Genomic DNA, 19,116 nt, shown 5'->3' with positions numbered 1-19,116 from the left:
GTATGTGCTGGTGGTCGACGAGTTCCCGATGACCGTGACCGGCAAGGTCCGCAAGGTCGAGATGCGGGAGAAGTCCGTCGACATCCTCGACCTCCACGAGGCGGCGTCCGTCCGCACCGCCTGAGCGGGGCGGCGAACGACGGTGCGCGGCACGGTCCGCGCGACTAGGCTGTGCCGTAGCGCGTCCCGGTGTCGCTCGGCGAGCCCACCACCCGTGTGCGGCGGACCAGGGAACCCGGGGCGCGTTCGTCGTGCGCGGGGCGTACGGCGGGGATTGTGCGGTACCGGACGAGGAACGGGTGAGCAGGGTGCCGACCGGCAGGGTCAAGTGGTACGACGCCGAGAAGGGCTTCGGTTTCCTCTCCCAGGACGGGGGCGAGGACGTCTACGTCCGGAAGGCCTCGCTGCCTGCGGGCGTCGACGCGCTCAAGGCCGGGCAGCGGGTCGAGTTCGGCATGGCCGAGGGCAGACGCGGTCCGCAGGCACTGTCCGTGCGCCTGGTCGAGTCGCAGCACTCGGTCGTCGAGGCCAAGCGTCGCCCGGCCGAGGAACTGCACGGCCTCATCGAGGACATGATCAAGCTGCTGGACTCGCGGGTGCAGCCCGACCTGCGCCGCGGCCGCTACCCCGACCGCAAGACGAGCAAGCTCGCGGCCGAGGTGGTGCGGGCCGTGGCCCGGGATCTGGACGGCTGAGCCGGCCGACCGCCGTGCACGGCCGGGTGGTGCCGGAGCACCCACCCGCCGCGCACGGGCCGCTCAGCCGGGGGTGCCCTCCACGGGCTGGCCGAGGGACACGGTGAGGCTCACGCCGAACCGCTCGATGATGTCCCCCGCACACTGCCGCATCGCCGCCCACTCCGGGGACTTCGTGCTCTCCTCGTACGCGGCCTTGTCCGGGAAGCTCATGATCGCGATGCGGTAGGTGGCGGGCTCGCCGCCCTCCAGCCCGTCCGCGGTGCGTGTGGTGACGATCGAGGACAGGTGGGGGACGGCGGAGGCGCGCGGCACGTGCGTGGCCGCGTAGTACTCCTCGAAGGCCGTCTCGTCCTGCGGCTGCGGTGCCGACCAGAACGCGTAGAGGGTGTACATGTCCTCTGCTTAACAGACGTTCGGCGTCAGGGGCAGTGGTCTCACGGGCAGGGCTCCCGTGGCACCGTCACGTCGCGGGGCTCGCGGATGGACTCGAACCAGCTCGGCCACCTGGTCGAGGTCGTTCTTCAGCCCGATCGTCAGCGACCGTTCGTGCGCGAGCCGGGCGACGAGCCGGTTGGAGGTCGGCTGGTCCTCCGCGGTCAGGTCGAAGCCCGAGTCGTCGGCCCAGCCGTCGACGTCGTCGGCCTCCACGCCGTCGCACCCCTTGTCCCGGCACAGGTCGAAGCGGCTCGCCAGGAAGGGCTCGAGCAGGTCGACGCGGCGGACGTCGCTCGTACTGCCAGCGGGTGTGGCCGCCCGCCCCCGACTCCGACGCGGACTCGGGGGTCGCCTCCGGGGTGGGCTCCGCGCCGGTCGAGCACGCCGCCGACACCGCGATCGAGGCCGCGACGCCCGCCAGCCTGCGCAGCACCCGCACCAGCGCCGCCCCTTCTCCGACGGGTGCGCTCACGCCACGACCGCCGATCCGGCCGGGCGCGCAACCCGTCCCACGGGGTCGGGAGCCCACCGTCGGTGACGTGGCCGTGGGTGACCCCGACGTGGACCATCCACGAACGGGCGGTCTCGCCCATCCCGGCGGGCGTCCCGTGCACGAGGTGCCGCCGGGCCCCGGCCGCGTGGACAGCCGTGGTGGGCGAACCGGCGCGACAGCAGAGCGCACGGAGGTTGGGGACGGAGCCGGACGGGTGAGGCGGGCGCGTTGCGCCCGGCTCACTGCTGGGCGACGAGTACCCAGGTCGCGCGGGCGGGGTAGTCCAGCTCGCCGGTGTCGGGGTTGGCCACGGGTGCCGCGCCGAGCAGCTGCACCTGGGCCGTGCCGAGCACGTCGCCCGGCTCCGGCAGGGTCAGCGTGTAGCTGGTCCGGGCCTTCGGGGCGAACACCGGGCTGCGCCCGTCCGTGCGCTGCCCGTCCGGGCCCGTGTAGGAGAAGACGACGGACCAGGGCGCGTCCGAGACCTCCTCGGGCACGGTCACCTCGACGGCCGTCCCGACCGGGACGGCGAGCCGGGCCTGGGCGGCCTGGTCGTTGCTGCAGTCCTTCATCTTGACGTCGCAGAACTGTGCGGGCCCGATGGTCTGAGAGGCCTGCCCGGCCGTCCACGTGACCTGCGGTTTCTCGTCGCTCCCGCACCCGGCCAGCGCAAGGGTGGCGGTCACGACGAGGGCGGCGAGCAGGCTCCGGCGGGTCCGGGACACGCCCACAGCCTACGGAGCCCCCGACGCGGCCTCCGACGGGGCGGGCCGCCGCTCCGGCAGCGGCTCGCGCAGGCCCAGGCCCGGGACCAGCGTCCGGCCCCGCCACACCAGCGCCGCCTGGACGCCGACGACCGCGACGACGGCGGCCACCACTCCGAAGCCGAGCCGGAACCCGCTGTGCGGCAGCAGGACACCCAGCGCGCCGCCGAACACCCAGGCCAGCTGCAGCACGGTCTCCGACCGGCCGAAGGCCGACGCCCGGGACTCCTCGGGCAGGTCGCGCTGGATCACCGCGTCGAGGCAGACCTTGGCGAGCGCACTGCCCGTGGCCCCGACGAGGCCCACGATCGCGGCGGTGAGGATGCCGGGGAGCACGGCCGCCACCGCGGCGGCCGCGCAGGCACCCGCCACGCAGCCGATCACCATCGCCTCGGCGCGCCCGAAGTGGATCCGCGAGCCCACCCCGTTGCCGAGGAAGGACCCGGCGCCGGCCGCCGCACCGACGATGCCGATCAGGTACAGCTGCTGCGCCGCGTCGCCCTGCGCCTGCTCCTTGACGACGAACGCCACGAACAGCGTCAGGAAGCCGGTGACGACGCGCGCCGCGCCGTTGCCCCACAGTGCGACCACGACCGAGCGGCCCACCGGCCGGCGACGTGGCCGGCGGGTGCTGCGCAGCCGGGCGGGCACCTCGCCCGCGGTCACCTCCACCCAGCGCGGGATGCGGCTGCACAGCAGCGCGCCCACCACACCGAGCGCGGCGGTGTAGTAGAGCGCCCCCGGCGAGCCGAACAGGTAGGCCACGCCGCTGGCGATGCCGCCGAACACCGCCCCGGCGAGCAGGCCGAACGTGGTCAGGCGGGAGTTCGTGGTGGCCAGGGTGATGCCCTCGGGCAGCACCCGCGGGGTCACCGCGGCCTTGAGCACGGTGAACGACTTGCTGAGCACCATCGCGCCGAGTGCGGCCGGGTAGAGGATCCAGTTGTCGTAGTTCAGCGCCATGACCACGGCGAGCAGCGCCCGGCCGAGCATGGCCACCGCCAGGGCCGCGCGCCGTCCGCGCTGGAGCCGGTCGAGCAGCGGCCCGATCACCGGGGCGACCACGGCGAACGGTGCCACGGTGATCAACAGGTAGAGCGCGACGTTGGTCTTGCTCTCCGCGGTGGCCGCGGCGAAGAAGAGCGTGTTGGCCAGCGCGACGGCCACGGCGGCGTCGACCGCGTAGTCCATCATCGAGGCGTAGGTCAGCGAGGTGAGGCCGGAGCGGTCCGCGCCGTCGGCCGTGGCCGCCCGCCGGAAGGTGTTCACCGCCGCGCCGGTGAGCTGGCGGCTGCGCAGGGCGGCGACCCGGGTGACCGTGAGCTTCTTCGGCATCCGCGGGGAGGGCGGGGTCCGTGGCCCGGTCGTCCCGGCGGGCTCGCGTTCCTCGCCTTCGTCCGGCCCTTCGTCCGGCCCTTCGTCCGGCCCTTCGGGCGGCGGGGTCGGCGGGGTCGGGGCGGTCCGCGCGGGCTCCTCGGGCTCCCGGGCGCGGGGCGGTGCGGGTTCCTCGGGCTGCTCGGCCGGCGCCTGCTCGATCCACGCGGCGAACCGGTTCGGCTCCGGCTCGGGACGGTACCCGGCGGGGTCCTCGCGGCGGTACTCGGCGGGGTCGTAGTCCGGGTCGTCGTGCCAGGGGTAGCGGCGACGGACCGTCGGGACGTAGGGCGGAGGTTCGGACCGGGCCGGTCCCTGCGCGTCCTCCGGCGCCGGTTCCGGTTCGGGCCGCCGGTACGGGGCGCCGTCGGCCGTGGCCCAGCGCCGCGCGCGACCGCCCCACCAACCGGTCCGGTGATCGCGCGCCATGCCCTCATTCTGCCCGCCGGACCGGCCCCGCGCGGGCCTCCGGTGCGGTGATCGCGTCACGCGTCACCCTGGTAGCCGGACCCGGAAGGCGGCCGGCCAGAGCTTGCCCGTGAGGAGGTATTCGTCGCCGCTGAGGTGGGCGATGCCGTTGAGCACGTCCGTGTCCGCACGGCGGGCCGGGTCGAGCAGCCCGGACGCGTCGACGACGGCGGTCACCGCGCCCGTCGCCGGGTCGATGCGCACGATCCGGTCGGTGCGCCACACGTTCGCCCACACCGCGCCGCCGACGCACTCCAGCTCGTTGAGGTCCGTCACGGGGGCACCGTCGAGCGTCACCGCGACCGAGCCGGTCTCGGCGAAGGTGACCGGGTCGTGGAAGCGCAGCCGGTCGGTGCCGTCGGAGCGGACGAGGCGGCCCGGCCCCGGCGTCGGCTCGGCGCACAGCCCCCAGCCCTCGCCCGCGATCGGGACCTGCCGGCGCAGCGTGAACGTGGCCCGGTCCCACTCCAGCGCCACGCCGTCCTGCCAGGTGAGCTGCCAGATGGACGGCCCCACGACGGTGATCCCCTCGCCGAACAGGCCGCCGGGCAGGGGGACGGCGCGGCGGACGGCGCCGGTGGCGGCGTCGAGCTCGCGGAGCTGGGACCGGCCGGCCAGCCCGGTGCCCTCGTAGAGCGTGCCGGGGTCGTCGGGGGAGAGCTCCAGGCCCTGGGTGAAGGCGGTCGGGTCGTGCGGCTCCTCGCCGAGCACCACGGGCCGGACGGCCGGCGCGGAGGCGAGCCCGCCGGGCGGGGCCGCGGCGGCGCAGGCGGCCGCGGCCGTGGTCACGGCGACCACCGCCGCGACCAGTCCCAGCAGCACCCGGCGCATCGCCGCGATCCTGCCGCAGGGTGGCGGGACGGCGGTCCGACGCGCCGGGCGCGGGTGGCACAATCGACCGATGAGCGCGATCACCGGGATCGACCCCGAGACCAGCCCCGCGGCGGCGCCCGCGGTGCCCGGCCCGCTGGCCGGGGCCGTGGAGCGCGCCCGTGCCGCCGCCGTCGAGGAGGCGTCGGCCGACATCGGCGAACGCGCCGGTGCGGCCGCCGTCGGCGAGCACCTCGGGTTCGCGGTCGAGGACGAGGTCTCGGTGAGCCACCACTTCGCCGCCGACCTCGCGGGGTACCGCGGCTGGCGCTGGTCGGTCACGCTCGCCGCCGTCGCCGACGGGCCGGTGACCGTGAGCGAGGTCGTGCTGCTCCCGGGCCGGGACGCGCTGGTCGCGCCGGCCTGGCTGCCGTGGCAGGAGCGGATCCGTCCCGGTGACCTCGGCCCCGGCGACCTGCTGCCGACCGACCCGGACGACTCCCGGCTCGTGCCCGCCTACGTGGAGTCGGACGACCCGGCCGTCGAGGAGGTGGCGGTCGAGGTCGGCCTCGGCCGCACCCGCGTGCTGAGCCGGGAGGGCCGGCTCGAGGCCGCCGACCGCTGGCGCGACGCCCGGGGCCCCGGCTCCGACCTGGCCCGCGCCGTCACCGAGGTGTGCGGGACCTGCGGGTTCTTCACCCCGCTCGCCGGCTCGCTGCGTGCCGGGTTCGGCGCGTGCGCCAACGAGTACTCGCCGGCCGACGGCTCGGTCGTGTCCGTGGAGTTCGGGTGCGGGGCGCACTCGGAGCTGAAGGTGGAGCAGGGCTCGCCGGTGCACGTCGCCGCCTTGGTCTACGACGACGGGGTGGACCTGGAGCGGATCCCCACCGGCTCCGCGGCGGCGCCCGCCACCGAGGCCGCCACCGAGGCCGCCACCGAGGCCGCGACCGAGGAGGCCGCCGACACCGGTGTCGTCGTCGGGGAGGCGGCCCCCGCCGAGGAGGGGGAGCCCGTCTCGCCGGTGGCCGAGGATGCACCCGCCGCCGTGGCCGATGCCGCCGAGGCGCCCGGCGCTCACGCAGCCGTCACCGACGCGGACGACGCGGTGGAGGAGGTCGCGGCCCCGGACGAGCCGGTCGCCGAGGCCGCCACGGTGACCACCGAGGCCGTCGACGCCACGGCCGGCGCGACAGCCGAGACCTCCACCGGCGCCGGGAGCGGCGCGCCCGCCGGGCCCGCTGCCGTCGGGACCGCGACCCCTGCCCCCGACGAGGGCGTGACCTCCTGACCGAGGCCACGGCGGAGCGCGTGGGCGCCGATCCGTTCGGCACCGGCGCGCTCCGCACCGCGCTGCTCGCCGCCTGGTCCGACTCGCCCACCCGCTTCCGCGAGGACGCCAACGCCGAGGAGGACCTCGTCCTCGGCGGCTACGCCGAGACCTGGTTCGTCGAGCTCGCCCAGAACGCCGCCGACGCCGCGCGCGCCGCCGGGGTTCCCGGGCGCCTGCACCTGACCGCGGCCGCCGGGGAGCTGCGCGTCGCGAACACCGGCGCCCCGCTCGACGCCGACGGGGTCGCCGCGCTCGCGTCGCTGCGCGCCTCCGCCAAGCGCGACGACCCCGGCGCGGCCGGCCGCTTCGGCGTCGGCTTCGCGGCGGTGCTCCCCGTCTCCGACGCCCCGCGCCTGGTCACCGGGACCGGCGCCGGTGTGCGGTTCTCCGCGGCCGACACCGCCGCGGCCGTGCGGGAGCTGCCCGGCCCCGCCGCGGAGCTGGCCCGGCGCGGCGGTCACGTGCCGGTGCTGCGCCTGGTCTGGCCCGTCGAGCACGACGAGCCGGGTCCGCCGCCGGGTTACGCCACCGAGGTCCGCCTCCCGGTGCGCCCCGGGCTCGATCCCGCCGACCTGCTGGAACGCGCCCGCGCCGCCGCCCCGGACCTGCTGCTCGCGCTGCCCGACCTCGCCGAGGTCGTCGTCGTGCCGCCGGACGGGGAGCGCGTTCTGCTGCGCCGCCGGGAGGCCGACGGGATCACCACGGTCGGCGACCGGCACTACCGCGTGGTCCGCAGCAGCGTCACGACCGAGCCCGGCGCGGCGGTCGAGGAGCGGCACCGCCGCGAGCGCGGCGTCTGCTGGGCGCTGCCGGTCGACGTCCTGGGCCACCCCGCCCCCTTCGGCCCGGACTCCGGCGAGGTCCTGCACGCGCCGACCGCAGCCGTCGAGCGGCTCGGGCTGCCCGCGCGGCTGATCGCCGACCTGCCGCTCGACCCGGACCGGCGCCGCGTCCGGACCGGCCCGACGGCCGACGCCGTGCTCGCCGCGGCCTACCTCGACCTGGTCCGCGCCGTCGCGCCCGAGCGCCGGCTCGACCTCGTCCCCGCGCCCGGTTTCCCGCTCTCCGAGCTCGACGGCCGGCTCCGCGCCGCCGTCGTCGACACCCTGGCCGGGAGCGCCTGGCTACCGCCCGCGGCACCCGCCGAGGACCTCGTCCCGCGCCGCGCCGAGTGGCTCGACCTGCCGGGGACACCGGGCCTGCCCGCGCTCCTCGCGGACGCCGATCCGGCCTTCGCCCGGCTCACGGCCGTCGAGCCCCGGCACGCGGCGGCGCTCGGGGAGCTCGGCGTGCGCCGCGTCGACACGGCCGGGCTGGCCGAGCGGCTGCACGGCGTGGAGCGCGGTCCGGGGTGGTGGCGGGAGCTGTACGCGGCCCTGGCCCCCGCCGTCGAGACCGTGCCGGGGTTGTCCGAGGAGCTGCGCGCCCTGCCCGTCCCGCTGCTCGACGGACGCCTGGTCGCCGGGCCGCCCGGCGTCCTGCTCCCGGGGGCCGACCTCGAGGGCGGCACCCGGGCGGTCGCCGAGCTCGCCCTGCCCGGCCTGCACGTCGCCGACCCGGAGGCCGTCCACCCGCTGCTGGAGCGGCTCGGCGCCACCGCCACCGACCCGGCCGCGCTGCTCGACCATCCCGCCCTGCGCGAGGCCGTCGAGCGGTCGCTCGACGACGCCGACGCCGGCCTGGACACCGCGCCCCTCGCCGAGGCCGTCCTCGGCCTGCTCGCCGTCACCGCGGCCCCGGGTTTCGGTGCCCTCGCGCTGCCCGACGCCGAGGGGCTGCCGTCGCGCGCCGACGAGCTGATGCTCCCCGACGCCGCGGTCCGCGAGCTGTTCGACCAGGAGGCGCCGATCGGTGTCCTCGATCCCGCGTGGGCCGCCCGGGTCCCGCGGGAGGCGCTGGTCGCGGCAGGGGTGCTCGACGGGTTCGCGGTCGTGGTCGACGAGGAGCCGACCGGGCCGGACCACGACCTGCACGACGAGGACCTGTGGTGGGACGAGGGGGCCGAGCCGACCCGCGTCACCGGGGTCCGGGACCTCGACCTGGTCGCCGACGACGCCTGGCCCGCCGCCCTCGCCCTGCTCGCCCGGAGCCCGGCGACCCGGGCGGCCGTGCTCGAGGAGGGCGGCTACACCGGTTGGTGGCTGGCCCGCCACGCGGTGCTCGGCGGGTACGGGCCCGGGCACTGGCGGCTGCCGGGCGCGGAGCGGATCGCGGGCCTCTACGACCCGGTCCCGGCCGAGCTCGACGAGCGCCTGCTCGCGGCGATCGGCGTGCGGGCGGAGCTGGCCGTCGCGACCACGGAGGACGCCGCGGACCTGCTCGACCGCCTCGCCGACGCCCGGCGGACCGTCGACGCCGCGCTCGCGGCCGACGCCCACGCCGCCCTGGCCGCGGCCGTGGCCGAGGGGGCCGTCGAGGTCGACGCCCTCCACCTGCCCGACCGCGTCCGCTCGCTCGCGGGCACGGTCGTCGACGTCGACGCGGCGGTCGTGCTGGACGCCCCGTGCGCCGCGGCGGTGCTGCCGGCGCACGACCTGGTCGTCGGCGGGGAACCGACGGCGCTCGCCGAGATCCTGGACGTGCCGCTCGCCTCGGACGTGGTGGCGGGGGAGGTCGTCGGCGAGGGCCGGCCGGTGCGCTGGTCCGCTTTGTCCGAGGTGGTGGTGGCCTGCCGCACAACGGGTCTGCCGGTACCGGCGGGCGAGCTGTGGGTGCACGACACCCTCGAGGTGGACCTCACCCGGCCGGAAGCCGGCCGCCGCAGCGTCCCGACCTGGATCGATGCGGCCGGACGGGTGCACGCCGCGGACCCCGTGCGGGCGCTGGTCGCCCTGTCCGGACGGACCGTCGACGGCGGGTGAGCGCACCGGTCTCGTGCTAGGAAGAAGCATGTGAGAAACCGAGCCGCTGCGTACGGGCCCCCGCCGGTCCGGGGACGCGTCGCCATCCTCTCGGTCCACACCTCCCCGCTGGAGCAGCCCGGCACGGGCGACGCCGGCGGGATGAACGTCTACATCTCCGAGACCGCCACCCGCATGGCGGCCCGCGGGATCCCGGTGGAGATCTTCACCCGGGCCACGTCGTCGGAGCAGCCGCCGGTCGCGGAGCTCGCCCCGGGGGTGCTCGTCCGGCACATCGCGGCCGGGCCGTTCGAGGGCCTCGGCAAGCACGACCTGCCCGGCCAGCTGTGCGCCTTCACCGCGGGCGTGCTGCGCACCGAGGCGCACCACGAGCCCGGCTGGTACGGCGTGATCCACTCCCACTACTGGCTGTCCGGCCAGGTCGGCTGGCTCGCCCGGGACCGCTGGGGCGTGCCGCTGGTGCACAGCGCGCACACCCTCGCCCGCGTGAAGAACGCCGCGCTCGCCGAGGGCGACCAGCCCGAGCCGATGGTCCGGGTGATCGGCGAGGACCAGGTGGTGGCGGAGGCGGACCGGCTCGTCGCCAACACCGACACCGAGGTGCGCCAGCTCGTCGAGCTGTGCGAGGCCGACCCGCTGCGCACCGTCGCCATCCCGCCCGGCGTCGACCTCGACCGCTTCCGCCCCGCCTCCCGGTGCGAGGCGCGGGAGGCGCTCGGGCTGCGGCACGACGCCGTGGTGCTGGGCTTCGTCGGGCGCATCCAGCCGCTGAAGGCGCCGGACGTGCTGCTCCGCGCCGCCGCCGAGATGCTCCGCCGCGATCCCGCGCTGCGCGAGCGGCTGGTCGTGCTGGTCGTCGGCGGGCCGTCGGGCAGCGGGCTGACCGAGCCGACCGCGCTGCAGGAGCTGGCGGCGCACCTGGGGATCACGGACGTCGTGCGGTTCCTGCCACCGCAGGCCGGCCCCGCGCTCGGCCGGGTCTACCGGGCCGCGGACGTGATCGCCGTGCCGAGCCACAACGAGTCCTTCGGGCTGGTGGCGCTGGAGGCACAGGCCTGTGGCACGCCGGTCGTCGCGGCCGACGTCGGGGGCCTGCCCGTGGCCGTCGCCGACGGACGGTCGGGGGTGCTGGTTCCCGGTCACGGTGCCGGGCAGTGGGCCTCCGCGCTGGCCGCCGTCGCCCTGGACCCCGCGCGCCGCGAACGCCTCGCCCGCGGAGCCGTGACGCACGCCCGGGAGTTCTCCTGGGAGCGCACCACGGATGCCCTGCTGGCCACCTACGCCGACGCCGCCCGCGAGTACCGGGCCCGCCTGCGGGACCGGCTGGTCGCGGGCATCATCGAGGCGTGAGCACGGAGAAGATCGAGACCGGCGGCACGCAGCTCGACCCGGAACGGATCGACGCGGCCGTCGGGAAGGCGCTCGACGAGCTGGAGGTCGGGTACCACCGGCGGGAGGCGGGCCAGTACCTCGTCACGCTCGAGGGGACGAACCGGCTCAACACCCCCACCTGGCTGGTCGTGCGCGAGCAGACGGTCTTCGTGCAGGCGTTCGTCTGTCGTCAGCCCGACGAGAACCACGAGGGCGTCTACCGCTTCATGCTGCAGCGCAACGCCCGCCTCTACGGCGTGCACTATGCACTCGACCGGGTCGGCGACCTCCACCTCGTCGGCCGCATCCCCTTCGTCGCGGTGGGCGCGGACGAGCTCGACCGGGTCCTCGGCCAGGTCCTCGAGGCCGCCGACGGCGACTTCAACACCTTCCTCGAGCTCGGCTTCGCCAGCTCCATCCGTCGCGAGTACGCCTGGCGCGCGGAGCGGGGCGAGTCGTTGGCCAACCTCAAGGCCTTCGAGCACCTCATCGACTGACCCTGCGGGGGTCGCGGGCCTGCCCCACGCGTCATGGATCCATAACGCTGGATGTCGAGCCGTCGGAACGCGTTATGGATCCATAACGCCCGTTGTCGAGGCCTCTGGTCGCGTTGTGGATCCATAGTGCGTCCTTGTCCGGAGGCAACCGGATCGCCGCTCGCGCCCGTCCTCCCTCCGACGACGGAGGGGGTGCGCGATGCGCAGGTGGGCGGTCCGGGTGGCGGCGGGTCTGGTGGTGCTGGCGTCGGCGTCGGTCGTGACGGGGGTGGCGTTGCGGGGGTCGGGCGCCTCCTCGAGCGGGGCGGTGGATCCCGGGATTGCCGCGCACGGGCGCATCGCGCCCGACGGCGCGACCTCGTCGAGCGATGAGGCCGCGGCTCCGGGACCCGGCGTGGCCCGCTCCGCCCCCTCGACCGATTCCGCCGGCGTCGCCGCGCCCGTCGCCCCGCCGGGACGACAGGCCCCGCTCGCCGACGTCGCCGCGGGCCGCGACGTCGTCCGCACCGCGGAGCTGACGGTGCAGGTCGGCGACCCCGTGGCCGCCGCGGCGCAGGTCCGCACGGCGGTCGCGGCGACCGGCGGGTTCGTCGCCGACGAGCACGCCGGGAACGGGTCGGCCGGCTTCACCCTGCGCGTCCCGGCCGACCGGCTCGACGCCCTCACCGAGCGGCTCGCCGGCCTCGGCACGGTCACCTCCCGGACGAGCCGGGCCGAGGACGTCAGCGCCCCGGTCGCGGACCTGGAGGGCCGGGTGGCGGCGCAGCGGGCGAGCGTCGCGCGGGTCCGCGCCCTCCTCGACCGGGCGACGACGATCGGCGAGATCGTCTCGATCGAGTCGGAGCTGGCGGCGCGCGAGGCGGACCTGGAGTCGCTGCAGCGGCGGCTCGCGGTCCTGCAGGACTCCGTGGCGCTGGCGACCGTCGAGATCGCGCTGCTGCCGGTGCCGCCGGCGGCCGTGCCCGGCCCGTCGGGCTTCCTGGGCGGCCTGGCCGTCGGCTGGGAGGGCCTGCGCGCGATCGGTCGGGTCTCGCTGGCCGCGCTCGGCTTCGTGGTCCCGATGCTGCCCGTCGTCGCGGTGCTTGCCGGGCTCGTCCTGCTCGGCCGCCGGACGTACCGGGCCCGCCGCCGGACGCCGCAACCGCCGGCCGGGCCGGCCGCAGGGGGGTGAGCCCCGCAGGGTCGCGTCACCCGCGGGTTACCCTCGGTCCTACACCGACGGTCGATCCCCAGGAGGTCGCGATGGCCGCGCGGCCCCTGGTGCGCAAGGGCACCGAGCCGCTGTGGGCGCAGCTCCTCGCGGACCTGCGCACCCGGCTCGAGGCCCACGAGTTCGACCGCTCCTTCCCCGGCGAGCTCGCCCTGGTCGCCGAGTACGGGGTCAGCCGGCACACCGTGCGCGAGGCGCTGCGGCGACTGCGCGAGGAGGGCGTCGTCGTCGCGGGCCGGGGCCGCGCACCGCGGCTGGCCGCGCCGATGGAGATCGAGCAGCAGCTGGGCTCGCTCTACAGCCTCTTCTCCGCCGTCGAGTCGACCGGCCGGGAGCAGCGCAGCGTCGTCCGCACGCTCGACGTCCGCGCGGACGGGGTCGTCGCCGCCCGGCTGGGGCTGGAGGAGTCCACGCCCCTGGTGCACCTCGAGCGGCTCCGGCTCGCCGAGGGCGAGCCGCTGGCCGTCGACCGGGTGTGGCTGCCGGAGGACGTGGCCGGCCCGCTGCTCGACGTCGACTTCACGCACACCGGTGTCTACCCGGAGCTCGAGCGGCTCTGCGGGCTGCGGGTCGCGGGCGGTCGCGAGAACATCCGCGCGGTCGTGCCGACGGCCGAGGAGCGGCGCCTGCTCGGGGTCGACGCCGGCGTGGCGGCGCTGGCCATCGAGCGCCTCGGCAGCGCGGGTGGGCGGCCCGTGGAGTGGCGGCACACGCTCGTCCGCGGCGACCGGTTCACGCTGACCGCGCAGTTCAGCGCCCGGGACGGCTACCTCGTCGGGGCACCGGCGAGCTGAGGGCTCACCGGACGGACACGCCGATCCCGCCCGGGGTCGCCGCCCCGTAGCGCGCGATCTCGGCCCCGAGGTCCAGCGGCGCGGTGCGCATCCCGGTGTCGGGGCCGAGCAGCTCCGCCGGGACCAGCCAGCTGACCTCGAACTCCAGCCCGTCCGGGTCCTTCGCGTACAGCGCCTTGGTGCTGCCGTGGTCCGACGCGCCGACGAGCGCGCCGTGCTCGCGCAGCACGCCCTGGATCCGGTCGAGCTCCGCGAGCGTGTCGACCTCCCACGCGAGGTGGTAGAGGCCGACGGCACCGCGCCCGGCCGTGGTGTCCCCGGCGGTCGCGCCGACGCCGAACAGGCCGAGGTCGTGGTCGTTGGACGAGCCCTCGGCCTGCAGGAAGGCCGCCCGCCCCGGCACCGAGGCGACGACCCGGAAGCCGAGGGCCTCGGTGTAGAAGGCGACGCTGCGGTCGACGTCGCGGACGTAGAGCACGGCGTGGTTCAGGCGTTGGACGGGCATGACCCCACCTTTCTGTGAAATTTCAATCACACCGTAGCCCGCGGACAGATGAATGTTCAAGCGATGCCGCGTAGGCTGGTCCACATGGACGACACCCGCTGGCTCTCACCCGCCGAACTGCGGGCCTGGCTGGCGTACGTCGCGGCCACGACGCTGCTCGACGGGGCGCTCGACCGGCAGCTGCAACGCGAGTCGGGCATGCCCCACGCGTACTACCTGATCCTCGCCATGCTCTCCGACGCCCCCGGGCACACACTGCGGATGAGCGAGCTGGCCTCCGCCACGCAGAGCAGCCAGAGCCGGCTCAGCCACGCGGTGACCCGGCTGGAACGCAAGGGCTGGGTCTGCCGCCGCCCCTGCCCGGACGACCGGCGCAGCACCTTCTGCACGCTCACCGAGGAGGGCTTCGCGGCGCTGCGCGCGGCGGCCCCGGGGCACGTCCGGACCGTGCGCGAGAACCTCTTCGACGCCCTCACCCCCGAGCAGGTCACCCAGCTCGAGGAGATCTCCCGCGCGATGCTCGGCCGGCTCACCCGCGACCCGGAGGCCGTGCCCCTGCCCGGGGTGTGCCCGGAGCGACAGCGCTGACCGACAGCGCCGACCCGCACCCGTTTGGCAAGCTGTCGCGCATGCCCACACTCGTGCTGCTGCGCCACGGTCAGAGCGACTGGAACCTGAGGAACCTCTTCACGGGCTGGGTCGACGTCCCGCTCTCGGAGGTCGGCGAGGCCGAGGCCCGCCGCGGTGGCGAGCTGATGAAGGAGAAGGGTCTGCTGCCGGACGTCGTGCACACCTCGGTGCTGCGCCGGGCGATCAACACCGCGAACCTCGCGCTCGATGTCGCCGACCGGCACTGGATCCCCGTGCGCCGCGACTGGCGGCTCAACGAGCGGCACTACGGCGCCCTGCAGGGCAAGGACAAGAAGCAGATCCGCGAGGAGTTCGGCGACGAGCAGTTCATGGTCTGGCGCCGCTCCTACGACACCCCGCCGCCGCCGATCGAGAAGGGCTCGGAGTGGTCGCAGGACGGCGACGCCCGCTACGCCGGCATCCAGGCGCCGCTGACCGAGTGCCTCGCCGACGTGGTGGCGCGGATGCTGCCGTACTGGGACGAGGCGATCGTCCCGGACCTGCGCGCGGGCAAGGTCGTGCTCGTCGCCGCCCACGGCAACTCGCTGCGGGCGCTGGTCAAGGAGCTCGACGGCATCTCCGACACCGACATCGCCGGGCTCAACATCCCCACCGGGATCCCCTTGCGTTACGAGCTCGACGACGACCTGAAGCCCACGGTGCCCGGCGGTGAGTACCTCGACCCGGCCGCCGCCGAGGAGGCCATCAGGGGCGTCGCGAACCAGGGTCGCTGAGCGGAGCTCGCGGAGCGAACCTCGGAGCTGAGCGGAGCTCGCGGAGCGGACACCGGGACCGAACGCGTCGCCCGGCTGCGGGGTGAACGGCCCGTGAACGGGGGCGGAAAACTCCTCGTCCGGGTAGTCAGGCGCCTCACTCGGGGCCGGTGGAGCTGGCGTCGGCCCTGGTCGGGCTGCCTACGATGCCGGGGTGAACGCAGTGGCGTCCGTCGTGCTGGTCGCCGTCGCCCTCGCCGCCGGGCTCTGGGCCGGCGTCCTGGTCGGCAGGCGCCGCGCCCGGCCCGCCCGGCCCCGGCCGGACGGTCGGCGGGTGCCGACGCTGGCCGAGCTCCTCCAGCGCGTTTTCCGGTCGACGGGGTCCGGGCTCGCGGTCCTCTCCGGCAGCGGCGACGTCGTGCTGCACAACCGGCGGGCCGCCGAGCTCGGCGTGGTCCGGGCCGGGCGGCCCGACCCGCGCGCCTGGGCGGCCTGCCAGAAGGTGCTCGAGGGCTCCACGGACGTCGAGGTGGACCTCGCCCCGCTGGAGGTGCGCGGCCGCCAGCCCGCCGCCGTCGTCGCGGTGGTGCGTCCGCTGGGCGACGGGTTCACCCTCGTCGAGGCCGCCGACATGTCCGACGCCGTGCGCCTGGAGGCCACCCGGCGGGACTTCGTGGCCAACGTGAGCCACGAGCTGAAGACGCCGGTCGGCGCGGTCGGGCTGCTGGCCGAGGCGGTGCTCGACTCGGCCGACGACCCCGAGTCCGTCCACCGCTTCGCGGGCAAGATCCTGCGCGAGTCGACCCGGCTCGGTGCGCTCGTCACCGAGCTGATCGCGCTGTCCCGGCTGACCGGGGCCGAGGCGCTGCCCGACCTCGAGGACGTGGACGTCGACGACGTCGTCGACGAGGCCCTCGGTCGCTCCCGTCTGTCCGCCGAGTCGGCCGGCATCGACATCACCGTCGACGAGCCCTCCGGCCTGGAGGTGGCGGGCGACCGGACGCTGCTGGTCACGGCCCTGTCGAACCTCCTCGAGAACGCCATCGCCTACTCGCCGCCCGACGCGTCGGTCTCGGTGTCGCGCCGGCTCGAGGCGGGCTGGGTGGAGATCGCCGTGACCGACCGCGGCATCGGCATCGCCCCGGAGCACCAGGTCCGCGTGTTCGAGCGGTTCTTCCGGGTCGACCCGGCCCGCTCCCGCGCGACCGGCGGGACCGGGCTCGGCCTCGCGATCGTCAAGCACGTCCTCGCGAACCACGGTGGCGAGGTGCGGCTGTGGAGCCGCCCCGGCACCGGATCGACCTTCACCATGCGGCTCCCCGCCACCGGTGCCGCCGCGCCGGCCTCCACCCCGGAGGACCACGCGGCGGAACCGGCCCCCGACCGAGACCCGGCCGGAGCGACCGGCCGAGCTGGAGGATGAGATGACCAGGGTGCTGATCGTCGAGGACGAGGAGTCCTTCGCCGACCCGCTCGCGTTCCTGCTGCGCAAGGAGGGCTTCACCGCCGCTGTCGCCACGACCGGCCAGGAGGCGCTGGAGGAGTTCGACCGCAACGGCGCCGACATCGTGCTGCTCGACCTCATGCTCCCGGGCATGAGCGGCACGGACGTGTGCAAGGCCCTGCGCTCCCGCTCGGCGGTCCCCGTGATCATGGTGACCGCGCGGGACAGCGAGATCGACAAGGTCGTCGGGCTCGAGCTCGGCGCCGACGACTACGTGACCAAGCCCTACTCCGCCCGCGAGCTGATCGCCCGGGTGCGGGCCGTCCTCCGCCGCGGCGGCGAGGGCGGCTCCGCCGACGCCGACGGCGCGGGCGTGCTCGAGGCGGGCCCGGTGCGCATGGACGTCGAGCGGCACGTGGTGTCCGTCGACGGTGCGGACGTCGCGCTGCCGCTCAAGGAGTTCGACCTCCTCGAGTACCTGCTGCGCAACGCCGGCCGGGTGCTCACCCGTGGTCAGCTCATCGACCGGGTGTGGGGTGCGGACTACGTCGGCGACACCAAGACCCTCGACGTCCACGTCAAGCGCCTGCGCGCCAAGGTGGAGAAGGACCCCAGCGCGCCGCAGCACCTCGTCACGGTGCGAGGGTTGGGGTACAAGTTCGAGAGCTGAGGAGGGCTCTGGCGGGCTGTTCACGCAGCTGTGAAGCCTCTGCCATCAGGACTGCCCCTCTCGGTCCGCGTGGAGTCCGTCAGAGGATCACCGCGTGCCACCGAGGTCACTTCGGTCGAGGTCGCCGACCAGGCCGCATCGATGATCTTGCGGGTGCGGTCTTCCGAGTCGGGCACGAGGTGTCCGTAGACCTTCAGGACCATGCTGGCGTCGTCGTGGCGGAGATGCCTGCCACGGCGACGACGGACTCGCCGCCGGCCGGTAGGACGCTCGCGTAGTGATGCCGAAGATCGTGGGTGGTGGTCGATGGGGGGAAAGTGGAGCCTTCTTCGCTGGCGAGCTTCTTCACCGCCACCTTGACGGTGCGCACACCGTAGAAGGCACGGTGGTAGGGGTGCCTGTTGTGGCCGTGGAAGCGCGAACCATCCTCGAGCGGCGGCCACCACGTCGTGCCGCGAGTTGAGTGACCCATGCCTGGACGTCCGAGGGGAGCACGCTTGCCATGCGCCGGCTTCCGAGGAACGTGTTCTCGAACGTGTTCGGTGATGGGCCCTCTCCGCGCCGGGCGGCTGGCCGGCGCACAGCCGTACGGTGAAGCCTTCGGCGCCGGTGGTGAGGGCGATGTCGATGGTCGGGAGCTGGTGGACCAGCCACAGCCCGAGCCCGGCAGCGGCCGCGCCGTCGGGGCGGGGACCAAGCCGGTGAGCGGGTCGGCACACCCGGAGTGTTGCCGTACGCGGGTTCGTGCGTAGTCGGTGCCGGCGGCCAGAAGGAGTACACGCTCGATCAGCGCGATGGGCGGCATCCAGGGCTCAGGGTGGGGCAGGACGGCCAGGATCCGTACGACGTCATCGCGGATTCCTGCATGTAGGTCCTTCAGGAAGTGCCCGGTCTGCGTGCGCGGATGAGCCGGAGGCCGCCGTCCCCCGCCGGCCTGCGTGTTCCCGCACCGGTTCGCCTGCGAACCGCTGGACGGATGCTGCATCATCACAGCTGCGGGAGGGCAGGAGGCGAGCATGGCAGCGGAGCCGTTGGGCCGGTTCCCGGTGGCACGGACGTCGGACTGCGACGAGGCGCAGGAAGCAATGGCTGCGACGTTCCTGCCGTTGCGGATGCGGATGCTCGAACCGCCGGGCCCCGGCGGGGTGGGCATGCGGCTGAACGCGCTGCGGGTCGCGGACGTGACGGTCGCCTACGCCCGCTTCGGTCGCGCCGTGGAGCTCACCACGGCCGAGGCCGAGAACTACCACGTGGACCTGCCGGTCTCCGGCTCGGCCCGCTTCCGTACCGGCCGGCTGGAGCGCGTCGAGGGCGCGCCGCGCCGTGCGGCGGTGTTCATGCCCGGGGAGTCCGCCGGCATCGACTGGAGCGGCGGCTGCGGGCAGTTCTGCCTGATGTTCCCGCGTGCGCTGCTGCAGAGGGAACTGGAGGCCATGCTGGACCGGCCGCTGGCCGAGCCGCTCGCCTTCGCCGAGGCGATGGACCTCGACACCGACACGGGCCGCTCCTGGCTGGACACGCTGTGGCTGGTCGAGCGGCAAGCGCGCTATGCGCACGGCCTGCTCGACCACCCCCTGGCTGCGGCCCACCTGGCGCAGGCCCTCGCCGCCGGGCTGCTGCTCGCCCAACCGCACAACTACACCGACGCCCTCACCGGTCCGCGCCGCCCCGCCGCCCCGCGCGCGGTGCGCGAGGCGGTCGACCTCATCCGCGCCCGTCCCGAGCACCCGTGGACGACCGCGAGTTTGGCCCGCCATGTGGCCGTGAGCGCGCGCAGCCTGCAGGAGGGGTTCGCGCGGTCCTACGGGGTCCCGCCGAGCGTGTATCTGCGGTCGGTGCGGCTGGACTGCGCGCACGCAGAGCTCCTGGGGGCCGACCCGCAGACCACCACGGTCGCCCACGTCGCCGGCCGGTGGGGCTTCCTGTACCTGAGCCGGTTCGCTGCCGCCTACCGCAAGAAGTTCGGCGAGAACCCGTCGGCGACCCTGCGCCACGCGTAGGGCGGCACGGCCACACCCCCGCGCGAATCGCACCAAGCTCTGCGGTGTG

General features: G+C 75.4%; 18 protein-coding genes and 1 pseudogene. 12 read left to right on the top strand and 7 right to left on the bottom strand.

Features of this window, described 5'->3' with window-relative positions:
* Window positions 1-308 precede the first annotated feature (308 nt).
* A complete protein-coding gene (locus LWC35_RS32920) occupies window positions 309-695 on the top strand; it encodes a cold-shock protein (protein WP_232874395.1) in 387 nt (128 codons plus the stop codon).
* Window positions 696-758: 63 nt separating this feature from the next.
* Here LWC35_RS32920 and LWC35_RS32915 read toward each other — a convergent pair whose 3' ends face one another.
* From LWC35_RS32915 to LWC35_RS32895, 5 genes and pseudogenes are all read right to left on the bottom strand, one after another.
* Window positions 759-1,091, bottom strand: coding sequence for an EthD family reductase (locus LWC35_RS32915; protein WP_232874390.1), 333 nt, complete (start codon window positions 1,089-1,091; stop codon window positions 759-761).
* 9 nt (window positions 1,092-1,100) lie between these two features.
* Window positions 1,101-1,409 (bottom strand): annotated as a pseudogene (locus tag LWC35_RS32910) (endo alpha-1,4 polygalactosaminidase); the annotation flags it as partial.
* Between the two features lie 456 nt (window positions 1,410-1,865).
* Complete coding sequence (locus tag LWC35_RS32905) at window positions 1,866-2,351, bottom strand: DUF2771 family protein (protein ID WP_232874388.1); 486 nt, start codon at window positions 2,349-2,351, stop codon at window positions 1,866-1,868.
* A 9-nt stretch (window positions 2,352-2,360) separates the two neighbouring features.
* Window positions 2,361-4,193 carry an MFS transporter gene (locus LWC35_RS32900; RefSeq protein ID WP_232874387.1) on the bottom strand — a complete coding sequence of 611 codons (1,833 nt, stop codon included), beginning with the start codon at window positions 4,191-4,193 and terminating at the stop codon, window positions 2,361-2,363.
* Window positions 4,194-4,256: 63 nt separating this feature from the next.
* Entirely contained in the window at window positions 4,257-5,063 is an 807-nt protein-coding gene (locus LWC35_RS32895; protein ID WP_232874386.1) for a glutaminyl-peptide cyclotransferase, read from the bottom strand.
* Between the two features lie 70 nt (window positions 5,064-5,133).
* On the opposite strand from LWC35_RS32895, the gene LWC35_RS39835 reads away from it, so the two are divergent.
* The 6 genes from LWC35_RS39835 (at window position 5,134) to LWC35_RS32865 (ending at window position 13,105) form a co-directional block, all read left to right on the top strand.
* Window positions 5,134-6,330 (top strand): DUF3027 domain-containing protein, encoded by a 1,197-nt coding sequence (locus LWC35_RS39835; protein ID WP_269805211.1) that lies wholly within the window; start codon window positions 5,134-5,136, stop codon window positions 6,328-6,330.
* A 20-nt stretch (window positions 6,331-6,350) separates the two neighbouring features.
* Entirely contained in the window at window positions 6,351-9,233 is a 2,883-nt protein-coding gene (locus LWC35_RS32885; protein ID WP_232874385.1) for a sacsin N-terminal ATP-binding-like domain-containing protein, read from the top strand.
* Window positions 9,234-9,263: 30 nt separating this feature from the next.
* Window positions 9,264-10,583 (top strand): D-inositol-3-phosphate glycosyltransferase, encoded by a 1,320-nt coding sequence (gene mshA, locus LWC35_RS32880; RefSeq protein WP_232874384.1) that lies wholly within the window; start codon window positions 9,264-9,266, stop codon window positions 10,581-10,583.
* 47 nt (window positions 10,584-10,630) lie between these two features.
* The gene (locus LWC35_RS32875) at window positions 10,631-11,101 is read left to right on the top strand and encodes a type III secretion system chaperone family protein (protein WP_232874394.1); all 471 of its coding nucleotides are present in this window, start codon (window positions 10,631-10,633) and stop codon (window positions 11,099-11,101) included.
* A gap of 199 nt (window positions 11,102-11,300) precedes the next feature.
* Window positions 11,301-12,272: a DUF4349 domain-containing protein gene (locus LWC35_RS32870; RefSeq protein WP_232874383.1), complete on the top strand. Its 972-nt coding sequence runs from the start codon at window positions 11,301-11,303 to the stop codon at window positions 12,270-12,272.
* Between the two features lie 71 nt (window positions 12,273-12,343).
* Window positions 12,344-13,105, top strand: coding sequence for a GntR family transcriptional regulator (locus tag LWC35_RS32865; RefSeq protein WP_232874382.1), 762 nt, complete (start codon window positions 12,344-12,346; stop codon window positions 13,103-13,105).
* 4 nt (window positions 13,106-13,109) lie between these two features.
* Here the strand turns inward: LWC35_RS32865 and LWC35_RS32860 are convergent, their stop codons facing one another.
* On the bottom strand, window positions 13,110-13,610 hold the full coding sequence (locus LWC35_RS32860; RefSeq protein WP_232874381.1) for a VOC family protein: 501 nt from the start codon (window positions 13,608-13,610) through the stop codon (window positions 13,110-13,112).
* 84 nt (window positions 13,611-13,694) lie between these two features.
* On the opposite strand from LWC35_RS32860, the gene LWC35_RS32855 reads away from it, so the two are divergent.
* The 4 genes from LWC35_RS32855 (at window position 13,695) to LWC35_RS32840 (ending at window position 17,067) form a co-directional block, all read left to right on the top strand.
* The gene (locus LWC35_RS32855) at window positions 13,695-14,198 is read left to right on the top strand and encodes a MarR family winged helix-turn-helix transcriptional regulator (RefSeq protein WP_232874380.1); all 504 of its coding nucleotides are present in this window, start codon (window positions 13,695-13,697) and stop codon (window positions 14,196-14,198) included.
* A 41-nt stretch (window positions 14,199-14,239) separates the two neighbouring features.
* The gene (locus LWC35_RS32850; RefSeq protein WP_372463144.1) at window positions 14,240-14,974 is read left to right on the top strand and encodes a phosphoglyceromutase; all 735 of its coding nucleotides are present in this window, start codon (window positions 14,240-14,242) and stop codon (window positions 14,972-14,974) included.
* A 193-nt stretch (window positions 14,975-15,167) separates the two neighbouring features.
* Window positions 15,168-16,376, top strand: coding sequence for a sensor histidine kinase (locus LWC35_RS32845; protein WP_308194723.1), 1,209 nt, complete (start codon window positions 15,168-15,170; stop codon window positions 16,374-16,376).
* A 1-nt stretch (window position 16,377) separates the two neighbouring features.
* Window positions 16,378-17,067 (top strand): response regulator, encoded by a 690-nt coding sequence (locus LWC35_RS32840; protein WP_232874379.1) that lies wholly within the window; start codon window positions 16,378-16,380, stop codon window positions 17,065-17,067.
* 193 nt (window positions 17,068-17,260) lie between these two features.
* On the opposite strand, the gene LWC35_RS32835 is transcribed toward LWC35_RS32840, so the two are convergent.
* On the bottom strand, window positions 17,261-17,437 hold the full coding sequence (locus LWC35_RS32835) for a hypothetical protein (RefSeq protein ID WP_232874378.1): 177 nt from the start codon (window positions 17,435-17,437) through the stop codon (window positions 17,261-17,263).
* Between the two features lie 646 nt (window positions 17,438-18,083).
* Between LWC35_RS32835 and LWC35_RS32830 the strand changes: the two genes are divergently transcribed.
* Window positions 18,084-19,067 carry an AraC family transcriptional regulator gene (locus LWC35_RS32830; RefSeq protein ID WP_232874377.1) on the top strand — a complete coding sequence of 328 codons (984 nt, stop codon included), beginning with the start codon at window positions 18,084-18,086 and terminating at the stop codon, window positions 19,065-19,067.
* Window positions 19,068-19,116: the final 49 nt, after the last annotated feature.

The sequence above is a fragment of the Pseudonocardia kujensis genome (genome assembly GCF_021283305.1).
Taxonomy (GTDB): Bacteria; Actinomycetota; Actinomycetes; order Mycobacteriales; family Pseudonocardiaceae; genus Pseudonocardia; species Pseudonocardia kujensis.
Note: the sequence above shows the minus strand (reverse complement) of the source record. Positions and strands in the feature narration are given on the sequence as shown.

What these genes read in the sequence shown, in the direction of transcription:
- LWC35_RS32915 (WP_232874390.1), bottom strand. Translation starts at nt 1,091, where the DNA reads ATGTACACCCTCTACGCGTTCTGGTCGGCACCGCAGCCGCAGGACGAG.
- LWC35_RS32900 (WP_232874387.1), bottom strand. Translation starts at nt 4,193, where the DNA reads ATGGCGCGCGATCACCGGACCGGTTGGTGGGGCGGTCGCGCGCGGCGC.
- LWC35_RS32895 (WP_232874386.1), bottom strand. Translation starts at nt 5,063, where the DNA reads ATGCGCCGGGTGCTGCTGGGACTGGTCGCGGCGGTGGTCGCCGTGACC.
- LWC35_RS39835 (WP_269805211.1), top strand. Translation starts at nt 5,134, where the DNA reads ATGAGCGCGATCACCGGGATCGACCCCGAGACCAGCCCCGCGGCGGCG.
- LWC35_RS32870 (WP_232874383.1), top strand. Translation starts at nt 11,301, where the DNA reads ATGCGCAGGTGGGCGGTCCGGGTGGCGGCGGGTCTGGTGGTGCTGGCG.
- LWC35_RS32865 (WP_232874382.1), top strand. Translation starts at nt 12,344, where the DNA reads ATGGCCGCGCGGCCCCTGGTGCGCAAGGGCACCGAGCCGCTGTGGGCG.
- LWC35_RS32860 (WP_232874381.1), bottom strand. Translation starts at nt 13,610, where the DNA reads ATGCCCGTCCAACGCCTGAACCACGCCGTGCTCTACGTCCGCGACGTC.
- LWC35_RS32855 (WP_232874380.1), top strand. Translation starts at nt 13,695, where the DNA reads ATGGACGACACCCGCTGGCTCTCACCCGCCGAACTGCGGGCCTGGCTG.
- LWC35_RS32850 (WP_372463144.1), top strand. Translation starts at nt 14,240, where the DNA reads ATGCCCACACTCGTGCTGCTGCGCCACGGTCAGAGCGACTGGAACCTG.
- LWC35_RS32840 (WP_232874379.1), top strand. Translation starts at nt 16,378, where the DNA reads ATGACCAGGGTGCTGATCGTCGAGGACGAGGAGTCCTTCGCCGACCCG.
- LWC35_RS32830 (WP_232874377.1), top strand. Translation starts at nt 18,084, where the DNA reads ATGGCAGCGGAGCCGTTGGGCCGGTTCCCGGTGGCACGGACGTCGGAC.